General features: G+C 37.6%; 21 protein-coding genes and 1 other annotated feature. Of the genes, 18 read left to right on the forward strand and 3 right to left on the reverse strand.

Annotated features, from left to right (window positions below; translation table 11 throughout):
* Positions 1-156 precede the first annotated feature (156 nt).
* The 6 genes from ACN6NE_RS14465 to ACN6NE_RS14490 all read left to right on the forward strand — a co-directional run bounded on the left by ACN6NE_RS14465 (position 157) and on the right by ACN6NE_RS14490 (position 6,915).
* A complete protein-coding gene (locus ACN6NE_RS14465; RefSeq protein ID WP_129706245.1) occupies positions 157-1,179 on the forward strand; it encodes an ABC transporter ATP-binding protein in 1,023 nt (340 codons plus the stop codon).
* Entirely contained in the window at positions 1,179-2,162 is a 984-nt protein-coding gene (locus ACN6NE_RS14470) for an ABC transporter ATP-binding protein (RefSeq protein ID WP_474325742.1), read from the forward strand. The genes ACN6NE_RS14465 and ACN6NE_RS14470 overlap by 1 nt, the downstream gene beginning before the upstream one ends.
* A 43-nt stretch (positions 2,163-2,205) precedes the next feature.
* Entirely contained in the window at positions 2,206-3,945 is a 1,740-nt protein-coding gene (gene opp4A / locus ACN6NE_RS14475) for an oligopeptide ABC transporter substrate-binding protein (RefSeq protein WP_474325744.1), read from the forward strand.
* A gap of 28 nt (positions 3,946-3,973) precedes the next feature.
* Positions 3,974-4,939: an oligopeptide ABC transporter permease gene (gene opp4B, locus ACN6NE_RS14480; protein WP_013055410.1), complete on the forward strand. Its 966-nt coding sequence runs from the start codon at positions 3,974-3,976 to the stop codon at positions 4,937-4,939.
* Between the two features lie 11 nt (positions 4,940-4,950).
* Positions 4,951-5,865: an oligopeptide ABC transporter permease gene (gene opp4C, locus ACN6NE_RS14485; RefSeq protein ID WP_129706251.1), complete on the forward strand. Its 915-nt coding sequence runs from the start codon at positions 4,951-4,953 to the stop codon at positions 5,863-5,865.
* Positions 5,866-6,165: 300 nt separating this feature from the next.
* A complete protein-coding gene (locus ACN6NE_RS14490) occupies positions 6,166-6,915 on the forward strand; it encodes a YjbA family protein (RefSeq protein WP_013055412.1) in 750 nt (249 codons plus the stop codon).
* Positions 6,916-6,944: 29 nt separating this feature from the next.
* Here the strand turns inward: ACN6NE_RS14490 and trpS are convergent, their stop codons facing one another.
* Entirely contained in the window at positions 6,945-7,934 is a 990-nt protein-coding gene (trpS, locus tag ACN6NE_RS14495) for a tryptophan--tRNA ligase (RefSeq protein ID WP_029324755.1), read from the reverse strand.
* 76 nt (positions 7,935-8,010) lie between these two features.
* Positions 8,011-8,215 (reverse strand) — a binding site (T-box leader).
* Positions 8,216-8,880: 665 nt separating this feature from the next.
* Between trpS and ACN6NE_RS14500 the strand changes: the two genes are divergently transcribed.
* From ACN6NE_RS14500 to ACN6NE_RS14520, 5 genes are all read left to right on the forward strand, one after another.
* A complete protein-coding gene (locus ACN6NE_RS14500; protein ID WP_129706253.1) occupies positions 8,881-10,527 on the forward strand; it encodes a peptide ABC transporter substrate-binding protein in 1,647 nt (548 codons plus the stop codon).
* Positions 10,528-10,624: 97 nt separating this feature from the next.
* Positions 10,625-11,560, forward strand: a complete 936-nt coding sequence (locus ACN6NE_RS14505; protein WP_013055415.1) for an ABC transporter permease — start codon at positions 10,625-10,627, stop codon at positions 11,558-11,560.
* A 2-nt stretch (positions 11,561-11,562) separates the two neighbouring features.
* On the forward strand, positions 11,563-12,489 hold the full coding sequence (locus ACN6NE_RS14510; protein WP_013055416.1) for an ABC transporter permease: 927 nt from the start codon (positions 11,563-11,565) through the stop codon (positions 12,487-12,489).
* A gap of 14 nt (positions 12,490-12,503) precedes the next feature.
* Positions 12,504-13,574: an ABC transporter ATP-binding protein gene (locus ACN6NE_RS14515; protein WP_057241321.1), complete on the forward strand. Its 1,071-nt coding sequence runs from the start codon at positions 12,504-12,506 to the stop codon at positions 13,572-13,574.
* Between the two features lies 1 nt (position 13,575).
* Complete coding sequence (locus ACN6NE_RS14520; protein WP_129706255.1) at positions 13,576-14,493, forward strand: ABC transporter ATP-binding protein; 918 nt, start codon at positions 13,576-13,578, stop codon at positions 14,491-14,493.
* 281 nt (positions 14,494-14,774) lie between these two features.
* On the opposite strand, the gene ACN6NE_RS14525 is transcribed toward ACN6NE_RS14520, so the two are convergent.
* On the reverse strand, positions 14,775-15,350 hold the full coding sequence (locus ACN6NE_RS14525; protein WP_028407472.1) for a GNAT family N-acetyltransferase: 576 nt from the start codon (positions 15,348-15,350) through the stop codon (positions 14,775-14,777).
* A 445-nt stretch (positions 15,351-15,795) separates the two neighbouring features.
* On the opposite strand from ACN6NE_RS14525, the gene ACN6NE_RS14530 reads away from it, so the two are divergent.
* The 7 genes from ACN6NE_RS14530 to madM all read left to right on the forward strand — a co-directional run bounded on the left by ACN6NE_RS14530 (position 15,796) and on the right by madM (position 22,344).
* On the forward strand, positions 15,796-17,160 hold the full coding sequence (locus ACN6NE_RS14530; protein ID WP_129706257.1) for an amino acid permease: 1,365 nt from the start codon (positions 15,796-15,798) through the stop codon (positions 17,158-17,160).
* Between the two features lie 58 nt (positions 17,161-17,218).
* Entirely contained in the window at positions 17,219-17,398 is a 180-nt protein-coding gene (locus tag ACN6NE_RS14535; RefSeq protein WP_474326674.1) for a hypothetical protein, read from the forward strand.
* Positions 17,399-17,657: 259 nt separating this feature from the next.
* Positions 17,658-19,061, forward strand: a complete 1,404-nt coding sequence (locus ACN6NE_RS14540; protein ID WP_129706259.1) for an amino acid permease — start codon at positions 17,658-17,660, stop codon at positions 19,059-19,061.
* 419 nt (positions 19,062-19,480) lie between these two features.
* Complete coding sequence (spxA, locus tag ACN6NE_RS14545; protein WP_013055422.1) at positions 19,481-19,879, forward strand: transcriptional regulator SpxA; 399 nt, start codon at positions 19,481-19,483, stop codon at positions 19,877-19,879.
* Between the two features lie 201 nt (positions 19,880-20,080).
* Positions 20,081-20,977: a LysR family transcriptional regulator gene (locus ACN6NE_RS14550; protein ID WP_192996588.1), complete on the forward strand. Its 897-nt coding sequence runs from the start codon at positions 20,081-20,083 to the stop codon at positions 20,975-20,977.
* A 195-nt stretch (positions 20,978-21,172) separates the two neighbouring features.
* Entirely contained in the window at positions 21,173-21,586 is a 414-nt protein-coding gene (madL, locus tag ACN6NE_RS14555; protein WP_013055424.1) for a malonate transporter subunit MadL, read from the forward strand.
* Positions 21,583-22,344 (forward strand): malonate transporter subunit MadM, encoded by a 762-nt coding sequence (gene madM, locus ACN6NE_RS14560; RefSeq protein ID WP_474325750.1) that lies wholly within the window; start codon positions 21,583-21,585, stop codon positions 22,342-22,344. Before madL ends, madM begins: the two co-directional genes overlap by 4 nt.
* 96 nt (positions 22,345-22,440) lie before the next feature.
* On the opposite strand, the gene ACN6NE_RS14565 is transcribed toward madM, so the two are convergent.
* Positions 22,441-23,106 carry a TerC family protein gene (locus tag ACN6NE_RS14565; RefSeq protein WP_029324771.1) on the reverse strand — a complete coding sequence of 222 codons (666 nt, stop codon included), beginning with the start codon at positions 23,104-23,106 and terminating at the stop codon, positions 22,441-22,443.
* Positions 23,107-23,276: the final 170 nt, after the last annotated feature.

A 23,276-nucleotide genomic window follows, 5' to 3' on the forward strand; every position in this document is an offset into this window, starting at 1 on the left:
GTTTATGCGTTAAAGTGCCGAAGAGATATTCAGAAATCATTATTTTAAAAATAAAAAATATAATTAATTTTCAAAATATATTGATTTTGTAATGAAATTGTAATAATATCTTATTCAAATATAACAATTTTTAGAAAAATGAGGTGTGCACTATAAATGGATAAAAAGCCCGTCGAATCAACACCTTTACTAGAAGTGAAAAATTTACAAACTGCTTTTTCCATTAATGATTCCTGGCATAATGCTGTGGACGACGTGTCGTTTCAAGTCGGGCGAAAGCGAATTGTAGGAGTTGTCGGAGAATCTGGCTGTGGAAAAAGCGTATTGTCTTTATCTGTTATGGGGCTATTACCTAAAGTAAATAGTCAAATTAGAAGCGGAAGCGTTTTATTTAACGGAAAGAATCTTACGCACTTATCAGAAGATGAGATGAATGATGTTCGGGGGAAAGACATCTCAATGATTTTCCAAGAACCGATGACATCCCTTAATCCTGTGTTAACCATTGGGTATCAGCTGCAGGAAGTATTATTTAACCATATGAATATATCGAAAGCGGAAGCGCGTGAAAAAAGCATTGCGCTTTTAAAAAGCGTTGGTATTTCGAGATCCGAAAAGCTCATCGATGAATATCCGCATCAGCTGTCAGGAGGAATGAGGCAACGTGTCATGATTGCCATGGCGGTAGCTTGTCAGCCTAAACTTTTAATTGCTGATGAGCCGACAACGGCCCTAGATGTTACGGTTCAAGCTCAAATTTTAGAATTGCTAAAAGAAATTCAAGAAAGCAATGATATGTCTATTATTATGATTACACATGATTTAGGAGTAGTTGCTGAGATGTGTGATGAAGTGATTGTCATGTATGGCGGAAAAATTGTTGAGCATACAGATGTTGATACGTTATTTTATGCCCCAAAACATCCATACACGAAAGCGCTTCTTCACTCAATTCCACGCATGGAAGATGATGTAGAAGTATTAAATACGATCAAAGGAATTGTGCCTTCTCTTGTAAACATGCCGCGGACAGGCTGTCGTTTCGTTAACCGATGTCCTCATGCAATGGAAGACTGCAGTTCCGTTACGCCTGTTCTTCGCCAGGATTCAAAGGAGCATGATGTCGCATGTCTGCTGTATAAAAATAGCTATCCGTCAAAAGGAGTGAAGACAAGCTAATGACTAAAGCGATGAAAGATGTATTGCTAGAAGTTCAGCATTTAAAAACCTACTATCCTATTCACGGCGGATTTTTTCGAAAGAAAATTGGTGATGTAAAAGCAGTTGACGGTATTTCTTTTGCTATTCGAAAAGGAGAAACGCTCGGACTGGTAGGAGAATCTGGCTGTGGAAAATCCACGGCAGGAAGAACGATTCTAAGACTGTTGGAACCAACTAGCGGAAAAATTATTTTCGATGGTAAAGATATCACAGAAGTAAAAGGAACTTCTCTCCGTAAAATCAGACAAGATTTCCAAATGGTTTTTCAAGATCCTTATGCTTCCCTCAATCCAATGCAAATGGTTGGAGATGTTATTTCTGAACCAATTCGGAATTTTACAGGAAAATCAACCAATCAATTAAAATCAGAAGTTATGAATCTACTTACAAAAGTAGGGTTACCGGAAGATGCATACTATAAATATCCTCACGAATTTTCCGGTGGACAGCGTCAGCGGATTGGAATTGCACGTGCACTTGCACTTCGTCCAAAACTTATTATTGCTGATGAACCGGTATCGGCACTCGACGTTTCTGTCCAATCACAAGTTTTAAACCTTCTTAAAGAACTTCAACAAGAATTCGACCTAACCTTTTTATTTATTGCCCATGATTTGAGTGTTGTTAAACATATGAGTGACCGTATCGGTGTTATGTACCTAGGCGGTTTAGTAGAAATTGCTGATAAGAAAAGCCTATACGCAGAGCCATTGCACCCTTATACGCAAGCGCTTGTATCGGCTATACCTGAACCAGATCCACGAAAGAACAAACAGCGTATTATTTTACAGGGAGATGTGCCAAGTCCAATTGATCCGCCAAAAGGCTGTGCGTTTCATCCTCGCTGTATACATGCCATGGCAGAGTGCAGCCAAACGAAACCTGCCTTAAAGGAGGTGAGACCTGGCCATCAAGTAGCTTGCCATTTATATAACTCGTAAAAGCTACATACGAACAGATTATTAGTTAAATAGGGGGAACGTCATGATGAAAAAGAAATCGTTTTTATCAATTGTTTCCATTTTGCTTGTGCTATCGCTTTTTCTAGCGGCATGCAGCGGTGGAAGCAGTTCTTCATCTTCTAGTAATAAAGAAGGCGGAGAAACAAAAACTGAAGGTGCAAAAACAGACAAGCCAAAAGATGGCGGAACGATTACGTATGGGATTGACGGAGCACCGGAAGGGCTTTTTGAGTACGCATTGTATGGCAGTGCATACGATAGCCAAATCTTAGAATTTATCAATGAAGGTCTCTTTACTTATGATAAGAAATTAAAGATTAAATCTGACTTAGCTAATTGGGACGTGAGTGGTGATAAACTAACTTACACGTTTAAATTAAAAAAGGGGATTAAGTGGCATAATGGAGATCCATTAACTGCAGATGATTTTAAATATACGTATGAAACGATTGCCGATAAAGACTATACAGGTCCACGCTATGTAAACGTTGAGCACATTAAAGGCGCTCAAGAATATCACGACGGCAAAGCGGATTCTATTTCCGGAGTTGAAGTAGTAGATCCGCAAACATTTAAAGTAACATTTAAAGAAGTTCGTGTAAATAACTTAGACAATCTATGGCCGTATCCAATGCCGAAAAAGTACTATGAAGGAATTGCTGTAAAAGATCTTGCAGAGTCCAAACAAGTTCGTAAAGAGCCTATTGGTGTTGGACCGTTTAAAGTGAAAAAAGTGGTAGCGAGTGAATATGTCCAAATGGAGCGTAATGATGATTATTGGAAAGGTAAACCTCATCTTGATGGTGTTGTTGTAAAAGTACTGGATCCATCTGTTTCCGCCGGAGCATTGAAAAAAGGCGATGTCGACATTATGGATGTTCGTCCAGCTGATTTAGGGCAAGTTGAAAAAGCAGAAAACTTAGACTTTTTGGAAGGGAAATCAACTAGTTATTCGTATATTGGTCTACGATTTGGACATCGTGATCAAAAGGCTGGTAAAAACGTAGATGATTACGAAAAGTTCAAAGATCTAAAACTTCGTCAAGCATTGCTTTATGCAATAGATAGAAAAGCAATGGTAAAAGCATTTATGAATGACAAAGCGGTTGTTTCTAACACAGTTATTCCGTCTGTATTCTGGATTGCTGCTGACCAAAAAGATTTAACAAAGTACAAGTATAGTCCAGAAAAAGCTAAAAAATTATTAGCTGAAGCTGGTTATAAAGATAAGAATAATGACGGTTTTGTAGAAGATCCAAACGGAAAACCATTTACCATCTCATTCGGCCACTATGCTGGTCCAGCCAACTTCGAGGGTCGTGCGAAAGCTATTATGCAAGCATGGAATGATATTGGTATTAAAACAAAATTAGCAACGGGTTCACTTGTTGAATTTAACTTGTACAATGAAATGAAAGATAACGACGATAAGGCGTTAGAAGCGTTCTTTGGTTCTTGGGACACTGGCTCAGATCCAGATCCTACAGGATTATGGAGCTCTAATGCTGAATGGAACTATGGCCGTTGGGTAAATAAGGAATCTAATGAAATGCTTAAAGACGGTTTGAGTGAAAAATCATTTGATGATAAATACCGTAAAGATGTATATGTAAAATGGCAAAAATTCTTTAATGAGCAGCTGCCAGCGCTTCCTTTATGGGAAAATATCAATATTTATGCTGTGAATAAGCGTGTGAAAAACGTAACTCTAGATCCATCAACGGTAGTTGTAGATCCGGAGAAATGGTCTGTAACGGAATAAGTATTTTACATGTAAAGGAGAGTCAACGATGCTGCAATACTCACTAAGACGTATTTTAGGGATGATTCCAATGTTGATTCTGATCTCCTTTGTTGTGTTTTCCCTGGCAAAAATGATGCCAGGGGACCCTTTTGGGGGAGAAATCAACCCTAGTAATACAGATCCAAAATACATTGAGGAAATGCGTGATAAGCTAGGATATAACGATCCTATCTACGTTCAATATTGGAACTGGGTAAAGGGCGTAGCACAAGGAGATTTAGGAAAGTCAACAACTCATAAGTTACCGACATTAGATATTATTTTAGAGCGTATGCCTAATACTATCTTTTTAGCTTTGACTTCGCTTTTGATTACGTATGTGTTTGCATTTATTTTAGGTATGTATGCAGGAAGAAAACCGTATACCTTAGCAGATAACTTTATTGCAGGATATAATTACTTTGCATTAGCGGTTCCATCGTTTATCGCAGGGATCGTAGGCATTTATTTATTTTCCTTTCAGTTAGGTTGGTTTCCATTTAGCGGTTCTGTTGAAGTAGGATTGAAAGAGGGGTCATGGGAATTTATTCAAAGTAGAATTCATCACGTTATATTACCCGCGCTGATTCTTGGCTTGATGTCGACCGCGCAGTATACCCAATTTTTGCGCAATGACATTATTGAAAACAGTCGCAAAGATTTTGTGCGCACTGCTAGAGCAAAAGGAACAAAAGAATCTAAAATTTATAATGTTCATATTTTACGCAATTCAATGATTCCTCTTATCACTTTTTTAGGGTTTGATCTTGTAACAATCATTAGCGGTTCTATCATTACAGAGACGATCTTTACGTATCCAGGAATCGGAAAGTTGTTTGTTGACTCTGTAGCAACTCGTGACTACTCAGTTATGATGTCGCTTACAATGTTGTTTTCAATTTTAACACTGGTTGGGAATCTAGTTGCTGATTTGTTATACGGCGTAGCAGATCCGCGTATTCGTTTGGATTAGGAGGAGAAAGTATGGAAATTGTAACGAAAAAAGATGTACAGCCAGAAGTGAATATGAAAGCTCCTAAAAACCTTTCTCCATGGGCGATTGCGCGAAAGAAGTTTGTTAAAAATAAACTAGCCATGATAAGTTTAGCTTTCATGATTGTGATTACGCTTCTTGCCATTTTTGCACCGTTGCTTACAAAAGCAGATATTACACGTATCGACTATATGGCGATGAATGCAGGGCCTTCTAGTGAGCATTGGTTTGGAACGGATACAAATGGGCGAGACGTATTTGCACGTACATTGTATGGAGGAAGAACTTCGTTACTGATTGGAGTTGCCTGTACAACACTTGTTATTTTAATCGGAACTCTTATTGGGTCGATTGCGGGTTATTACGGAGGCAAAGTGGATCAATTCTTAATGCGTTTTACAGATTTTGTATTAAACTTTCCGCTAATTGTTTTCGTTGTAGTGTTAAATACAATCCTAATTGGAAAGATCTCAGGCGTTTGGACGCTCATCCTAGTTGTTAGTTTCTTAAGCTGGGGAAGTACGGCCCGGCTGGTTCGAAGCAAAGTCTTGGCTGAAAAAGAAAATGAATATGTGCTTTCAGCTGTTTCCATTGGGTGCAGCCCGTTTAAAATCATCTTTAAACATTTGCTGCCAAATGTGTTTTCAACGATTGTGGTTCAAGCCAGTTTGCAGATGGCTATTCTTATTGTGTTTGAGTCAGCGATTAGCTTTATCGGTTTTGGAGTGCCGGCTGATACGCCAAGCTGGGGGAATATGCTGACAGAAGCAAGGGAATCAGATGTGCTGCAGAATAAGCCTTGGATGTGGGTTCCGCCAGGTTTAGCTATTACATTTACAATCCTAGCTATCAACTTCATTGGTGAAGGATTAAAAGATGCTTTGAATCCCAAATCTCTTCGTTAAAAATCTATCACAAAAGTGTGATAGATTTTTTTAAGTTTGTCAGACCTCCTGACAAACCTATTACTATAGAAGAAACTCGGATTTTTTTCTGCTTATAGGGGTGGATATAGCTCATGAAGCCTTTAGCAATCATTAGCACTGGCGTTATATCTTAGCTTCGAAATAAGTGCATTTGAATAATAGCCAAAAACGAAGGCATTTTACAATTAATTTTTAGAAAGATAACATCATTTGGAATAAAAATTCCTTTCTCTGCCTATACTGATGGATAACAAACAGATAGTAAGTGAGGGGTAAATTATGCTATATCTTCATGATGTATGGGTTAATTGGTTTGAAGGCGAAGAAAACGGTTATAATGTGTGTCATTTCCATGAGTGGAGAAAAGACGATTGTGTAGAACTGCTCGATCAAGCACCATTATTAAAAGTAAATCCGCTTTTATTTCATTACATTGAAAATGATCTTTCCGAGCTACCTCAACAACTACTACAAGATGTCTATCAGAAAGCATACATTCGGAAAAATCATGAACGCACGCAGGTTGAATATTGTTTTATCGTTACAGATGGAACGAATATTTTAGCAATTGATACGATGGGATATCATATTCCGATTCGAAAAAGCCGCTTAATTCCAAGACAAGAGCAGTTAGTCTATGAGATGATTGCGGATCAAGAAGAGCTAGAATATAAGTTCAGTGAAGACGAGCTGAATAAAAAAGAGCATCATATTCTTTCGCCGTCTCCTGAAACGATGAGAGGACTAACACGTAAAGAACGTCAGCTAAAACAGCTTTTATTTATGGCACTTGATCAGCTACATACAACAAAAAATACAGCTCAAATCCGCTACTGGTACACAGAGTGGAATCCAACGAAATACGAAGATATTCAAGAGATGTCGTTTCAAGACGTATGGAATCAGCTATACGATGAAACGAAGTCAGGGTGGTCACCGAAACATAAATTATTATGCGAGCGCTTAGTAAAAGGACAACCTTTCTTTGAAAAACTTTGGGAAATTGAACAAGAGCCAAAAGTTAATTAAAAAAAAACGACTGCATAGCAGTCGTTTTTTTAACGTTTACGGCCAATTCCCATTGCGTTTCGCATTTTGCGAAGCATTTTATTAGCCGTTGCATTTGCTTTATCGGCACCTTGATCTAAAATATCATCTAGCTCGCTAGAATCAACTAATTCATAATATCTTTCTTGAATTGGAGCGAGTGCTTCAGCTACCACTTTAGCTGTGTCAGCTTTAAAGTCACCATAACCTTTGCCTTCGTACATTGCTTCAATGTCTTCGATCGATTTATTGGCTAGGATTGAATAAATACTTAATAAGTTTGAAATACCTGGCTTATTTTCTTTATCATAGCGAACAATACCTTCTGAATCCGTTACGGCACTTTTGATTTTCTTTTCAATTGTTTTTGCGTCATCCAAGAGCGTAATGAAAGCTTTTTGGTTTGGATCGGACTTGCTCATTTTTTTCGTAGGATCTTGAAGAGACATGACGCGTGCGCCCACTTTTGGAATACGTACTTCAGGAATAGTGAAGATATCATTGTATTTTTTGTTGAAGCGCTCAGCTAAATCGCGCGTTAATTCTAAATGCTGCTTTTGATCTTCACCAACTGGAACCAAATCGGTGTTGTATAAAAGAATATCCGCTGCCATTAATGGAGGATAAGTTAGTAATCCTGCTGATACTGCTTCTTTTCCAGCGGACTTATCTTTAAACTGAGTCATACGTTCAAGTTCACCGATATACGCTACGCACTGTAACATCCATCCCGCTTCTGTGTGGGCGGGCACTTCTGATTGAATAAATAAAGTCGATTTTGCTGGATCAATTCCTACTGCTACATACAGAGCAGCAAGGCTGCGAATGTTTTTACGAAGTGCTAAACGATCTTGAGGCGTTGTAATCGCATGCTGATCTACAATACAAAAATGACAGTTATAGTCATGTTGAAGTTCAACAAATTGCTTCATCGCTCCAATGTAGTTACCTAGAGTGATTGTACCGCTTGGTTGAATACCTGAAAAAATTGTTTTCATCAAATCTTCCTTTCATCTGCACATATATGATGCTAATTTACGAATACAACATAAAAAGGCCCATCCGCTCCTAGCATAAGCTAGGGGCGAATGGACCGCGTTGCCACCCTAATTAGCACACATAATTGTGAACTATCTTTATTCATATAACGTTGAGGTCAACGTTCAAGCTTTGCACTTGAAAGCTCCAAAGTCCATTCTGCAGGTTTCAATGTTTGTTTTCACCAGCCACAAACTCTCTAAAAATGAAAATTCTGCATACTACTCTTTTTCACAGCTTTAATTATATAGTTATTCGTTATTATAACGCGAAAAAGCAGGAATTTAAACATCTTATCGCTAAAAAGTTTTATAAGACAATTTACTGGAATTTTTCAGCGACAAAAAAAGACAAGAACCTTTTAATTAAAGCATTTCTTGATGAAAATTTGGTGTAGGATTTGGTAAAAATCTTTTATTTAGTATTTCTAATGACTTTGTAATACTATTGTAATACCTATACTACAAAAAAGATTTTAGACGTCTGACAAGTAGGCACAATCCTTATAGGATAAGGTTTTTTCCCTCGTGACAGAAAAATACCATTAAATAATAGTATTGCAATAAATTTTTAAAATATTTATAATAGGCGTAACAAACATATTTTTTACAAAGGTATTACAATTTCTTAATTTTTCAGAAAACACAAAATAGAAAATGTTTTGTTTCAATTAGCGAATTTTGTAATGAATGAGTCTTCTACATATTAAGCGCATACATTAGATTTACAGCATGTAAACAATTGATGACAGTTTCATAGAGTAGAAGAATAATTTTGCAGTGAGGTCTTTAACGCTCTACTACACGAAAAAATAACTGATTATTTTGTATTGAAAGAGGATTAAGAAATTAGTGAATATCAAAAAATATGGTTGCCACACAAACAAAATTTAATAGGGGGTAATACGCAATGAAGAAAAGGTTGTCGATTCTTTTCAGTTTGCTGCTTGTCATGAGCTTGTTTTTAGCTGCATGCGGGTTTAACAAAGAATCTGGTGGCAGTGAAAACGCTAGCAGTGATGGCGGCGATAAGAAAAAAGAGCAAGAGCTTCGCTTAAACATTAAAACTGAGCCTTTTTCACTTAACCCAGGCTTAGCTAATGATTCAACGTCATCAAACGTATTATTACAAACATTCGAAGGTTTAACTCGTATCGGTAAAGATGGAAAACCTGAAAATGCAATGGCGAAAGATGTGAAGGTCAGCGATGATCAAACTAAATATACGTTTACGATTCGTGACGATGCAAAATGGTCAAATGGTGACCCTGTAACAGCAAAAGATTTCGAATATGCATGGAAATGGGCGTTAGATCCTAAAAACGAATCTCAATATGCATATCAATTATACTATGTTAAGAATGCACAAGCTGCCAATGAAGGAAAAGGTTCATTAGATGATGTTGCCGTTAAAGCAACAGATGATAAAACGCTTGAGGTAACATTAGAAAACCCAACGCCATATTTCTTAGAATTAACAGCTTTCTATACGTACTTCCCAGTGAATACGAAAATTGCTGAATCAAATGAAAAATGGTATACAAATGCGGGCGAAAACTATACGTCAAACGGTCCTTTCAAGCTTAAAGCTTGGAAACATAATGACAAAATCGAGTTAGTTCCTAATGAAAACTATTGGGATAAAGATGCTGTAAAACTTAAAAAAGTTGAAATGTACATGATCAATGATAATAACACTGAACTTTCAATGTTCAAAAACGGTGAATTAGACTGGGCGGGTATGCCTACTGGTCAATTACCAGCTGATGCACTTCCTGAATTAAAGAAAGACGGTTCATTAAACATTCAAGAGATTGCGGGTACTTACTGGTACAAGTTTAATACAGAACAAAAACCTTTAGACAATGTGAACATTCGTAAAGCATTAGCTTATGCAATTGATCGTAAAGGTATTACAGAACAAATTACAAAAGACGGTTCAGTTCCAGCGATGGCGGCTGTACCACCAACAATGTTTGAAGACAACAAAAAAGGCTATTTCAAAGACAATGATGTGAAAAAAGCAAAAGAATATTTAGAAAAAGGCTTGAAAGAAATGGGCCTTAAAGATGCTTCAGAACTGCCAGCAATTAAGGTTTCATACAACACGGATGAAAAACATGCAAAAATTGCACAAGCTGTTCAAGATATGTGGAAGAAAAACCTTGGTATTAAAGTACAGTTAGACAACTCTGAGTGGGCTGTTTACATTGAAAAATTACACCAAGGAGATTATCAAGTTGGACGTATGGGCTGGTTAGGAGATTTTAACGATCCAATCAACTTCTTAGAATTATTCCGTGATAAAAAAGGCGGAAACAATGATACAAACTGGGAAAATCCAGAATATAAAAAGTTATTAATTGACTCTCAAAAAGAAACAGATCCTAAAAAACGTCTGGAAATGTTGAAAAAAGCAGAAGGTATCTTTATGGATGAAATGCCAGTGGCACCAATCTACTTCTATACAAACGCTTGGGTACAAGACAAGCAGCTGAAAGATGTTGTGATGTCTGGACTTGGAGACATTCAGATTAAGTGGGCTCATTTTGAGTAAGTAACATCAATTGTGACAAAGGGTATATGGGGCCTGGTGCTCCATATACTTTTCTTTCTTGTGCGCGAATTTTGTAAAAATATGGAGGTGTGTCAGGGTGTTCAAATATATAGGAAAACGACTTATTTATATGTTTCTATCATTATGGCTGATCGTAACAGCGACCTTTTTCTTAATGCGTGCTGTTCCAGGAGGTCCATTCACATCAGAAAAGCAGCTTCCCCCTGAAATTCAAAAAAATCTAAATCAGTATTACGGTTTAGACCAGCCTTGGTACCATCAGTACTTTGATTATTTAACATCAATTTTAAAGTGGGATTTTGGTCCATCTTTCAAATATAAAGGCCAAACGGTAAATGATTTGATTAACGGCGGATTTCCTGTTTCATTCATGCTAGGGATGGAAGCTATTTTAATAGCAATTGCTATTGGTGTAGTACTTGGTGTTATTGCTGCTTTAAAACATAATAAGTGGCAAGATTACACGGCAATGGTTATTGCAGTTCTAGGAATCTCAGTTCCGAGTTTTATCATGGCAGCGGTATTACAATACGTTCTGGCTATGAAACTACAAATTTTTCCGGTTGCACGCTGGGAATCTTGGGCACACACGGTGTTACCAGCTCTCGCACTTGCTTCAACCCCTATGGCGTTTATCGCACGATTAACTCGTTCGAGTATGCTTGAAGTATTAAGTAATGATTATATTCGTACAGCGAAAGCAAAAGGTTTAAGCAGAGGCGTTATTACAGTTAAGCACGCCATGCGAAATGCGATGCTTCCAGTCGTATCCTATATGGGACCTTTAGTAGCAGGGATTTTAACGGGTAGCTTTGTTATTGAAAAAATATTTGGTATCCCGGGATTAGGTTCACACTTTGTACTCAGTATCTCAAACCGAGATTATACAACGATTATGGGCGTAACGGTGTTCTACAGTATTTTACTACTTTTTTGTATCTTGCTTGTAGATATTGCATACGGCTTCATTGACCCTCGAATTAAACTTACAGGTGCTAAGAAAGGAGAGTAACTATGCAGCAACTTCCGAAAATTCCTAAAGAAATGTTTGAAACAGCAGGGATTGACCGTGCTCAGGCAGAAAAGATTGAAAAACCGAGTCTTTCATTCTGGCAAGATGTTTTTATTCGTTTTCGCAAAAATAAGCTTGCTATGTTTGGTGTAGTACTAATGGTTCTCCTTGTTTTTATGGCTATATTTGGTCCATTGATGGTGAAATATGATTATGCAACTAATGATTTACTGAATGCTAATCAGGCTCCATCTTCAGAGCACTGGTTCGGTACAGATGAATTAGGGCGTGATGTTTTTGCCCGGACGTGGGAAGGCGCTCGTATTTCATTATTTATCGGGTTAGCAGCAGCTTTAATTGATTTATTCATCGGCGTAGTTTGGGGAAGCATCTCTGGATACCGCGGCGGCCGTACGGATGAAACGATGATGCGTGTTGCGGATATCTTATATGGTGTTCCTTACCTTTTACTGGTTATTATTTTAATGGTTATGCTTGGCCAAGGGTTAGGCACGATGATTTTGGCAATGACCATTACCGGCTGGATTAACATGGCCCGTATTGTGCGTGGACAGGTATTGCAGTTGAAAAACCAAGAGTACGTAATGGCTTCACAAACATTAGGAGCAACAACAAAACGTATTTTATTTAAACATCTTATTCCTAATGCAACAGGCCCAATTTTAGTAACAATGACACTAACGATTCCTTCAGCAATCTTTACAGAAGCATTTTTGAGCTACTTGGGACTAGGTGTTCCCGCACCGCTTGCAAGCTGGGGAACAATGGCTTCAGAAGGCTTACCTGCTTTGGAATACTATCCTTGGCGCTTATTTTTCCCAGGTTTGTTTATCTGTTTAACAATCTTAGCGTTCAACGTAATTGGTGATGGATTACGAGATGCGTTAGATCCAAAACTACGTAAGTAAGGAAGTGAACTCATATGTCACGTTTATTAGAAGTAAAGAATTTAGCTGTATCATTTAAAACATATGGCGGAGAAGTTCAAGCTGTTCGCGGCGTTAACTTCCACTTAAATAAAGGTGAAACACTAGCCATCGTTGGTGAATCAGGATCTGGTAAAAGTGTAACTTCACAAACGATCATGCGCCTTATTCCGATGCCTCCTGGCCAAATTAAAAGCGGTGAAATGCTGTTTGACGGTATTGATTTAGCTAAGAAAACGGATAAAGAAATGGAAGCCATCCGCGGTAAAGATATCGGTATGATTTTCCAAGATCCAATGACTTCTTTAAATCCAACGATGAAAGTTGGAGCTCAAATTGGTGAAGTCGTAATCAAGCACTCCAAAGTGTCTAAAGCAGAAGCGAAAAAACGTGCGGTCGAGTTATTAACGCTTGTAGGTATTCCTTTTCCAGAACAGCGTGTAAACCAATATCCGCATGAATTCAGCGGCGGGATGAGACAGCGTGTTGTCATTGCGATGGCTCTTGCTTCTAATCCGAAACTGCTGATCGCTGATGAACCGACAACGGCGCTTGATGTAACCATTCAAGCTCAAATTTTAGAGTTAATGAAAGACATTCAGAAAAAAACGGATACATCTATTATTTTCATTACCCATGATCTTGGTGTAGTAGCCAATGTAGCTGATCGAGTAGCGGTTATGTATGCTGGTCAAATTGTTGAAATGGGCACTGTGGATGAAGTGTTTTATGATCCGAAACATCCGTATACGTGGGGACTGCTAGCTTCTATGCCAAGCTTAGATAACGAGGCAGAAGAAGAGCTGGCTGCTATTCCTGGAACGCCGCCAGATTTAACTAATCCTCCAAAGGGAGATGCATTTGCAGCGCGAAATCCATACGCAATGAAAATTGATTTTGAGCAAGAGCCTCCAATGTTCAAAATATCTGATACGCACTATGCGAAAACATGGCTGTTACATCCCGATGCACCAAAAGTAGAGCCGCCTGCTTCAGTTCAGCGCCGCATGCGTAAAGTTGATAATGTATACAGTACACCTGTACTCGCAGCGAAGGATGGTGAATAATATGACAGATAAATTATTAGAGATTAAAGGCTTAAAACAACATTTTTTCACAAGTAAAGGAACAATTAAAGCAGTTGATGGTCTGACGTTTGACATCTTCCGCGGAGAAACATTAGGGCTTGTAGGTGAATCCGGTTGCGGCAAGTCAACGACAGGCAGAACAATTATTCGTTTATACGACGCTACTAGCGGTGAGGTGCTATTTAATGGCGAAAATGTACATGGTCGCAAATCTCGCTCAGAGCTTAAAAAATTCAATCGTAAAATGCAAATGATTTTCCAAGATCCATATGCGTCGCTTAACCCTCGTATGACCGTAGCAGATATCATCGCAGAGGGCATTGACATTCACGGTTTAGCTAAGACGAAAAAGGATCGTATGGCAAAGGTTCACGAGCTTCTTGAAACAGTGGGGCTTAACAAAGAACATGCAAATCGCTATCCACATGAGTTTAGTGGCGGGCAGCGTCAGCGTATCGGTATCGCAAGAGCACTGGCAGTAGAACCTGATTTTATCATCGCAGATGAACCAATCTCAGCTTTGGACGTATCTATACAAGCTCAAGTTGTTAACTTAATGAAGAAGTTACAGCGTGAACGTGGACTAACATATTTATTTATCGCCCATGATTTGTCAATGGTAAAATACATCAGTGACCGCATCGGCGTTATGTACAGAGGTAAGATTGTAGAGCTTGCACCAAGTGATGAACTTTATCGAAACCCTGTTCATCCATATACAAAAGCGTTGCTTTCAGCTATTCCTCTTCCCGATCCTGACAGTGAAAAAACGCGTCAGCGCAAAATTTATGATCCAAGTATCCATGACTATAACGGTGAAGAACCGGAGCTTAGAGAAGTATCTCCAGGTCACTATGTGTCTTGTTCTCAAGCTGAGTTTGCCACATATACAACATAACAAAAACGATCTCACAACGAGGTCGTTTTTTATTTAGTTATCAAAGAACACTAAGCTTCAAGTTGCAAAAAACATGTAAGAACAAGTAACATTAGCGCTTTACAGGTATTATACAGTAAAGGATTGAAAAATACTATTGAAAATTTTCAGAATTTTATATTTAAGACAAAATATCTATGTATAAACCTTATAACTAAAGGAATATAAGTGATTAATAATGTTATAAGTTGAATAATAATTCAAAAATATAAAAAGAAGGTAGACGCATGTCTACCTTCTTTTTATAAATCTGCTAAGATATCGCCGTCTTTACGATTTTTGTCAATTTTTAATACTTGATCTGCCGGCTGATAAGACGCACCGTATATTTCTTTGTCTTTGTACGTATGAATTAACTCGTACGTTTTTTTCATTTTATTTAAAATGCTTTCCTCTGTTTCAGAGGTAGGAGACCAATATAGAATTTCCATCTGGTTAATTTCATTTGTAGCTAATGACCGGCGGTTATAGCCAATTGTTTGAGCATGCTTAAAGTCTGCACGTTTATAAAAATGCAGTCGTTTTGCTGAGTCTGAATCTTTATAGTCTACAGGCTCTACTTCTAAGATAATTGGTTTGTTATGCTGTTTTAGCTCATCAATTAATTTACCGCCAAGCCCTTGACCTCGAGCGTCTTTTGAAACAAAGAGGTAATCAATAAAGATAAATTGGTTTGTTTCCACGTACATTAATACGTGATGAGGTCCTTCATTTTTATGATAAATATCGCTGCGTTCTTGTAAAAGCGTTTCGATATGCTTCTTTGATTTCATTTCTTCAATGGGAAAATATTGACTTAGTTTTTCATACCAATTCATAGCACCCTCCTACTGATCTTTTCATGATGATGTTCATAATAGTGTTTAAACAGTTATCTTATCTTTACCCTTTTTAGGGAAAAATAAGCATCTGTAATTGAAAATATAGAAGAATAATCGATTGATTATTCTTAATAATTAGATAATTATAGCGGAATAAGAACATATAATGTAAAAAATGGTTTTTATTATATTTCGATCGTAAGTTTATTTGTGAAAATCACAAAAAACTATCGCATTTTTTGTGATTTTTGATAAAATGAACGAAGTGAAGTTTTTTTAATATTGTATTTTATAGATGTGATAGCGGTAAAAGTGCAGGTGCGAAACCTGCAATATCAGATTTTTAGTACATACACTGCCTAGAATTAATTGGTTGAAAAATAAGTTAATACTATACAAGTAGCCGCTATTAAATGAAATGGACATGTTAGGAGAGAGAATTATGCAAGGGAACACGCAAGAAAAAGAATTAAGCCGTGGACTTGAGGAAAGACATATTAGCTTAATGTCTTTAGGCGCAGCTATCGGAGTTGGACTGTTTTTAGGTTCTGCATCCGCTATTCGGTTAGCAGGTCCTGGTATTCTTATCATGTATGGAATCAGTGGTCTTATTATGTTTTTTATTATGAGAGCGCTAGGTGAAATGGCAGTACAAAATCCAGTAGCCGGTTCTTTTAGTAAGTATGCTAACGATTATTTAGGGCCACTCGCTGGTTATTTAACAGGCTGGAACTACTGGTTTATGTGGATTATTACATGTATGGCTGAAATTACAGCTGTTGGGGTATATATGGAGTTTTGGTTCCCGGGTGTGCCTCAGTGGATATGGGCACTTGCAGCACTTGTTATCATGACAGGCGTTAACTTTTTAGCTGTAAAAGCATATGGCGAACTAGAGTTTTGGTTTTCTCTTATTAAAGTAGTAACGATTATCCTTATGATTGTGCTTGGACTAGGCATGATTATCTTTGGAATTGGAAATGGCGGTATTGCAACAGGAATCAGTAATTTATGGAATCACGGGGGCTTCTTCCCGAATGGTATGAAAGGTGTTCTTCTATCACTTCAAATGGTTATGTTTGCTTACCTTGGTATTGAAATGATTGGGGTAACAGCAGGAGAGGTGAAAAATCCAGAAAAGACATTAACAAAAGCAATTGATAATGTACTGTGGAGAATTTTGATTTTTTACATTGGAGCTTTGTTTGTTATTATGTCTATTTATCCTTGGCCAGAGATCGGAACACAAGGAAGCCCATTTGTTTTAACATTTGATAAAGCTGGAATTCCCGCTGCAGCAGGGATTATAAACTTTGTAGTGTTAACAGCAGCTTTATCTTCTTGTAACAGTGGAATTTTTAGTACAGGCCGTATGTTATTTAATTTAGCTCAGCACGGGGAAGCACCAAAACGCTATGCCAACTTAACAAAAGGCGGCGTGCCTGGTGCAGCAGTTATTGCTTCAGCTGTTGTACTGCTACTGGGAGTTGGCTTAAACTATGTAGTTCCTGATAAGGTGTTCACCTGGGTGACAAGTATTGCTACTATTGGAGCGATTTGGACATGGGGAATTATTTTACTTTCTCAAATTCGCTTCCGCAGAGGATTAAGCGATCAGCAAGTAAGTGATTTAAAATATAAGCTTCCGTTTTTCCCGTATACGTCATATCTCTCTCTTGCTTTCTTAGCGGGAGTAGTAGTGGTGATGGGTTTTTCCTCTGACACAAGAATAGCCCTTATTGTAGGTCCGATATGGTTTGTTTTATTGGTTGTTGTCTACTATTCAAAAGGTTTTCATAAAAGATAAAAAATGAGGCTCGAACAAAAGTAGTCTCGTTGAAGAAAGATCCGAACGAGTTGAATTCTTGATTAAGAATCCAACTCGTTCGGATTTTTTTATGGTGATGGTTAACGTAGGTTTACTGTATGTAGGGCTTCTAGCTGTTGATTGGAGGGCAAGGCGAAGACTCCTGCGGAAGCAACGAGAAGGCTCACCGGCCGCCCGCGGAAAGCGAAGTCTTGCACGGAAATCAGCAGCGGTATAACAAGCGCGGTCCATACGAACTCATATATCCCATTTGTTCACCTTTAGATTGATGTAGTTGTGTCCCAGCCGCATTTTTTTCCAAAAGAAAATGAAGGATTTATTATTTCACTTTTCGCTTTAGTGTGCTAATATATTATATTGTTAAACAAATGAAGAGATGAATGAAGAAACAAATAATTTTTACGTGTTAATAGATTAGCATCGAGCTTTCTATCTCAAAAGTTTAAGCTTTTAGAAAGCAAAAGGAGACACAGCAAATGAAAGATAAAAAATGGGGACTTTGGTTTTTAACAGCCTTTGTAGTTGGTAATATGGTAGGCGGCGGAGTATTTATGCTTCCTTCTAATTTAGCAAACGTATCAAGTCCAATCGGTTCAACACTTGCTTGGATTGCAACAGGTCTTGGCGTATTCATGATTGCTCTTGTATTCGGGAATTTAGTCATGAGAAAGCCCGAATTAAAAGGAGGGCCTCAAAGTTATGCAGCGAATCTTTTTTCATCGCCTAAAGCAGGTAAAGTAGCAGGGTATAGCATGGCTTGGGGCTATTGGGCAGCTAACTGGGCTGCAACAGCATCTGTCATCATATCGTTTGCGGGATATTTAACAACGTTCTTTCCAGTAATGGAGAGTAAGGATATTTTATTCTCAGTCGGAAATTTTCAATTAGAAGCTGGAAAATTCATTACGTTTTTAGTATGTTCTATTGTCCTATGGGGAATTCAAGCTATTTTGCAGCGAGATATCAATAGCGCCGGTAATATTAACTTTATCACAACGGCAGCTAAAATTATTGGATTCGGTTTATTTATTGTTGTGGCGCTATCGCTATTTAGCGCATCCAACCTGGTCAGTACAGAATTTGTTAATTCAAAGGGTATAAATGTAGGATTGGGAAGTCAGGTCAATGGGGCAGCCATTGCTACGCTTTGGGCGTTTATCGGAATTGAATCGGCTGTACTGTTATCTAACCGTGCAAAATCACAAAAAGTAGTAAAGAAAGCAACGCTGCTTGGATTATTGATCTCAATGGTTATCTATGTGGGGATTACGCTTCTAGCTATGGGGATTCTTTCAACAGCTCAGCTTCAGCAGTCTCAAAAACCTTTGGTAGATACGTTAGAAATGGTGATTGGACATAAAGGTGCTTACGTAATGGCCATTTTAGCACTTATTTCTTTATTAGGTTCTACTGTTGGATGGATTGTTGTTAGTGCAGAAGTTCCTTATCAAGCAGCAAAATCAGGGTTGTTTCCACAGTGGTTTGCTAAAACAAATCAGAACAATAGTCCAGCCCGCTCACTAACATTAACAAATGGCTTAACACAGTTGTTTTTGTTTGCGACTATTTCAGGTACAGTTTCGCAAGCCTATAATTTCGCTATTGTTGTAGCTACTCTCGCTTATTTAGTTCCTTATTTCGTGACGACAGTTTATCAATTAAAGCTTATTGTGACGGGTGAGACGTACGACACGATTAAAGGATCGCGAGTAAAAGACGGAATCATTGCCTCGTTAGCACTTATTTATTCGCTTTGGGTGATTAAGACAGGGACAGCTGATTTAAAAACATTTTTCTTAGGTATTGGCTTATTTGTAATCGGGCTGTTACTGTATCCTATCTTAATGAGACGAGTAAAAAGCACATCAGCTATTAAATAAATAAGAGGTTATCTCAAAAGCTTTGCAGAAAAGTCAGCTCTTCTGCAAGGCTTTTTTAGTGACTGAAAAATTTGGGGAATTTGTGAAAGAAAAAAATAATAAAAAAAATGAAACTAATCTACAGGTTTATTCGTAATAGTAGTGTGGTAAATAAATAATGAAGAAAATCGGCAATGAAAATAATGACAGTGAAGGAACGAACTAATGTACTAGTTCACTTCAAAAAGTATATCATTCCGATGAAGTTTATAGTATAATGCAAATAGATATTATTTTTTAAAAGTAATTATAAAGTAGTATCGATTTTCATTATCAGTCATTAAATATTTACACTCGTTGAAGTTTGTATAAAACAACATGATTTACAGTTCATGTTTTAAATGTTATGACCGATTATGATAGAAGGAGTGAAGGAGTAAATGGTTACATTATATACATCACCAAGTTGTACATCTTGTCGTAAAGCGAAAGCTTGGTTAGAGGAAAATGATATTGGATATACAGAGCGTAATATCTTTTCAGAGCCGTTATCAATCGACGAGATTAAAGAAATTTTACGTATGACAGAAGATGGAACAGATGAAATCATTTCAACACGTTCGAAAACTTTCCAAAAACTAGACGTTCAGGTAGACGCTATGCCTTTGCAAGATTTGTATGAATTAATTCAGCAAAATCCCGGCTTATTGCGCCGTCCGATTATCATTGATGAAAAACGTCTACAAGTTGGTTACAATGAAGACGAAATCCGTCGTTTCTTACCACGTAAAGTGCGTACTTTCCAACTTCGCGAAGCTCAAAGACTTGTGAATGGTTAATTTTTATATTTGTCTGTTTAAGATTTAAATAAGAAACCAACCAAGTAACGTTTGCTTGAAGTTGGTATATAAAAAATAAGCAGCAGGGAGCCAAATGGCCTCTGCTGCTTATTTTTTGTCGAAATAGCAGGGAAAATGAAGTATATATGTAATTAGTAAAGAAAGAGAGTATCTAAACATATAAAAGTGGTGGTGAACGGATTGGAGCTTTTACAGCTAAAATATTTCCAAGTAGTTGCTAGATTAGAACATATCAGTAAAGCGGCCGAAGAGCTATACGTATCTCAGCCTGCTCTCAGCAAAACGATTTCACAGTTAGAAAAAGAGCTAGGCATTCGTTTGTTTGATCGAAACGGTAAATACATTAAATTAAATCGGTATGGTAAAGCATTCTGTGCCAAAGTAGAACTTGCTTTAAAAACATTGGAAGATGCAAAGCACGAGCTAAAGGATATGTCGAACGATCCATGTGAAGAAATTCGCCTTGTTGTATTAGCTAGTTCACATTTACTTCCAGAGCTATTAAGCAGGTTTCGTGAGCAATATCCTCAGGTGCGTTTTCGACTGATGCAGCACTTGACTAATAGCTATTCACAGCCTGATTTTGATTTATGTATTTCAGCTTTTCCATTAACAACCCGTCAGATCGAACATACTACTTTGCTTCGTGAATCGATTTTGCTCGCAGTGCCTCTTGATCATCCTTTAGCCAAGAAATCACGTGTAAAGTTAAATGAACTTAAAAATGAGAAATTCATTGTGCTAAAGAAAGGGAAAGAGCTAAGGAAAATAACGGATGTAATTTGTAAGGAACAGAATTTTGTACCTCAAATTACGTTTGAAAGCGATGATCCAGCAACAGTGAGAGGTTTGATTAGAGCGAAGCAAGGAATAGGTTTTATTCCTGAAGTAACTTGGGGAGGTTCTACAGGAAAAGATGTAAAACTGCTGAAAATTGAAGAGGAAACATTTGAACGTACTATCTTTTTAGCTTGGAACAATGGAGGCTACGTGACGGATTTACAACAAATCTTCAGGCAGTTTGTGATCGATTATTTTAAACATTTACCCTCCGGTATGTCTCATGAATACATATAAAAATCATGACTAAATGTCATGATTTTTATTTCTTTTTCGAATAAATCTAAAGTGAACAGTAGAGAAAAGCTGCATTATGTCATTTTTGATATAAGTGTATAACTAAAAATGCATAGGTTATTCAACTTTTTTCCTTTACACTATTTTCAAACAATAAAGTAAACGCTTTCAATAATGGATTGGGGAGGAAGTAATATGATAATCTTCGGTGTAGCATTGCTGTCTATTTGCATGTTGATAGGGGTAATTGTAGGGGACGCATTAGGAGGGCTGATGGGAGTAGAAGCCAACGTTGGAGGAGTAGGGGTATCTATGCTTCTTCTTGTACTAGCAGTGGATTATTTAAAGAAGAAAAATAAGCTCCAAGTAAAATCCGAAGAAGGCATTGCTTTTTGGGGAGGTATTTATATTCCTATCGTGGTAGCAATGTCTGCACAGCAAAATGTTGTAGCTGCTCTTGATGGAGGAGGGATGGCGCTTCTTGCAGGGGTGGTAGTAGTCGTAGTAGGCTTTTTATCCATACCATTTATCAGCAGAATAGGAGAGAAAGCGAAGGTGAAAGAACAAGAAATAGAGCTTTCTATTTTACCTAAGGAGCAGATAAAATGATGAATATGATCAAAGAAGGATTAGAAAATAACGGGCTGATTACGGCATTTGCTATTATTGGGATTGTCATGTATATTGCTTATTTTTTATCAGATAAATTAACAAAAGGAAGAGTTCACGGATCTGCTATTGCTATTATGTTTGGATTAATCCTTGCTTATATCGGTGGAGTGAACACAGGAGGAGAGAAAGGAATTTCTGATATACAGTTATTTTCAGGAATTGGTTTAATGGGCGGAGGGATGCTGCGAGATTTTGCCATTATTGCTACTGCGTTCGGTGCCAATTTTAGCGAAGTCAAAAAAACGGGAATCAGCGGGATGATGGCCTTGTTTTTTGGGGTTTTCTATTCCTTTGTAATAGGTGTAATTATTGCTCTTTGTTTTGGATATAGAGATCCCGTTGCTTTGACCACAATCGGAGGAGGAGCCGTGACCTATATTGTGGGGCCGGTTTCTGGAACTGCGATTGGAGCCTCTTCTGATATTATCGCGTTAAGTATAGCTATAGGATTAATTAAATCCATTTCAGTTATGATTTTGACACCGATATTTGCTAAGAAAATCAAATTAAACAACCCTCGTACAGCAATGATCTATGGAGGAGTTATGGGGACGACGAGCGGTGTAGCAGCTGGTTTAGCCGCGACAGATGTAAAACTTGTACCTTACGGAGCCATGACAGCTACATTTTATACAGGTCTTGGTTGCTTACTCGTACCATCTATTCTTTTTTTACTCACAGAGATTATTTTTTAAGTGTACAAAGTGTTTTATGAATAAAAGACTGCTGTGCTCATTAAACTAAAGAAAAGGCCATACTAAATAAAAATGTTTAGTATGGCCTCTTCTTTATCATTTAGTTGAACGAAAGCTATTAACAACCATGCCGCTTATCAGCACAACAGCAATTGTTATAAACGGAATAAATGTTCCTAGAGATGTATGGTCTGCAAAGAATGAATGTAAGTTCTTTTCATGTCCAATCATATTTCCAGCAGTATAAGCTAAAATAGCTGCTCCACCATAAACGAGCAGGGGAAATCGTTCCATCAAATACAAAATGAGCTTGCTTCCCCAAACAATAATGGGGACGGATACGAGTAATCCGGTAACAACCAAGGTAATATTTCCATGAGCTGCGCCTGCTACAGCTATTACATTATCTAGTCCCATTACAATATCAGCAAATACAATCGTTCTTACAGCGGCACCTAATGTCACACCTGCACGGATTGAAGATGCATCATCACCTTCTGATACAAGAAGCTTAAAGGCAATGATCACTAATAAAAAACCGCCGATGAGCTGCAAGTAAGGAATAGTTAGTAAATAAACAGCTAAAATAGTAAGTACAATGCGAACTATCACAGCTAAGCCAGTCCCTAAAAAAATAGCTTTATTTCGCTGATATTCAGGTAAGTTGCGGCTTGCTAAGGCAATAACAATAGCGTTGTCTCCACCTAATACAATATCGATACCGATAATAAGAAGAATGGAGGTTATTAATTCTAAATCCAATAGTCTTCCCTCCCAATATGTAAGGATAAGTAGCTCATATTGCTTTATCTGTGTTCATTTTTAACAAAAAGCGTTCATAGGGTAAAGAGATTATGTATATAACAAAGTAAGGTGTAAGGTGGCTATGAGTTGTCAGAGTATTTTTTATTTCCTTTCTTTCGCATTTTGTC

This window comes from Priestia sp. 53B2 (assembly GCF_056099005.1).